Below are 1,142 nucleotides of genomic sequence, written 5' to 3'. Positions count from 1 at the left end.
ATGCCGGGCTTTTTCTTTGGGGGCGGGTGGAAACGAGTCCGAAGACTCGAAAAACTCAGCCCTTCACCTCGAGCCGGTTGTCGACCGAGGTCACACCCTGCACGCCCTTGGCGATCTGCTCGGCGCGCTCCTTGGCGGCGGCGCTCGGCGCGGGCCCCTGCAGGCTCACGGCACCGGCCTTGGTGTCGACATCGATCTTGATGGCGCTGAGGTCGGGATCCTTCGCCAGGCCGGCCGAGATGGCGGCGGTGATGGCCGCGTCGTCCACCGTGTTCGCGACGGCGCTGCCGGCGTCCTTCACGGCTTCCTTCGCGTTGGCGGCACCCTCCTTCACGCTCTGCGAATCGATCCGGGTCTTGGCCTCCTCGGCCATCTTCACGGTCTTGTCGCGCGCGGTGTCGACGGCCTGCTCGGTGCGCGCCACGGCGCTGTCGAGCTTCTCGCCGGCGGTGCGGCCATCGTTCTTGTCGCAGGCGGCCAGCGCGAGGCTGCCGCCGGCGATCGCCAGCACGGCGAGCCAGGTGCGCGTGCGCGAAGCGGACGGCTGTATCGAAATGGTCATGGGAACCTCCACATCGATGGAATGAAAAGAAAAAAGGCTGCGCCCTCGCGGGCCGCAGCCATGTCACCTCAGAGCTTGTCGGCGCCGGACTTGATCGCGTCCTTGGCCTTTTCCTTCACGTCGCCGTAGGTGCTCTGCACCTTGCCGGCGGCCTGGTCGGCAACGCCTTCGCCTTCGAGCTTCTCGTTGCCCACGACCTTGCCGGCGACTTCCTTGAGCTTGCCCTTGGCCTGGTCGACGCGGCCTGCCACTTGATCCTTGTTCATTGCGATGTCCTTCCTGATTCGGTCACGAAGCACCCGGAGATCGGGCGCATGGGCCGGCGGCCCATGACGTCAATCTAGCGACGGGATCGAGCCTCCGCGCCGCGACGGCGGCTCGAAGCGCTGTAGGACAACCGGGCCCGGCCGGGGTCAGGCGGAGACGATCCAGCCCTCGAGCGGATCGATGTCCGTGGGCAGGCCGTAGCCGGGGCCCGCGCTGTCCGTGCGCTGCAGGCCCCAGGCGGCCTGCACCAGGCACAGCACGGCATCGAGGTCATCGCCACGCGGGTCGTCGAGCAGTTCGCGGCGTTGCCCGG

2 protein-coding genes and 1 pseudogene are annotated in these 1,142 nt (G+C 68.0%); all 3 read right to left on the bottom strand.

Annotated features, from left to right (window positions below; genetic code table 11):
* Positions 1-55 precede the first annotated feature (55 nt).
* A complete protein-coding gene (locus AC27VN_RS42035; RefSeq protein WP_490880595.1) occupies positions 56-562 on the bottom strand; it encodes a BON domain-containing protein in 507 nt (168 codons plus the stop codon).
* A gap of 68 nt (positions 563-630) precedes the next feature.
* Positions 631-828: a CsbD family protein gene (locus AC27VN_RS42030; RefSeq protein ID WP_093340968.1), complete on the bottom strand. Its 198-nt coding sequence runs from the start codon at positions 826-828 to the stop codon at positions 631-633.
* Between the two features lie 147 nt (positions 829-975).
* A pseudogene (locus tag AC27VN_RS42025) lies at positions 976-1,142 on the bottom strand (DUF429 domain-containing protein); the annotation flags it as partial.

This window comes from Variovorax sp. 20P10.2.4 (assembly GCF_058244205.1).
Note: the sequence above shows the minus strand (reverse complement) of the source record. Positions and strands in the feature narration are given on the sequence as shown.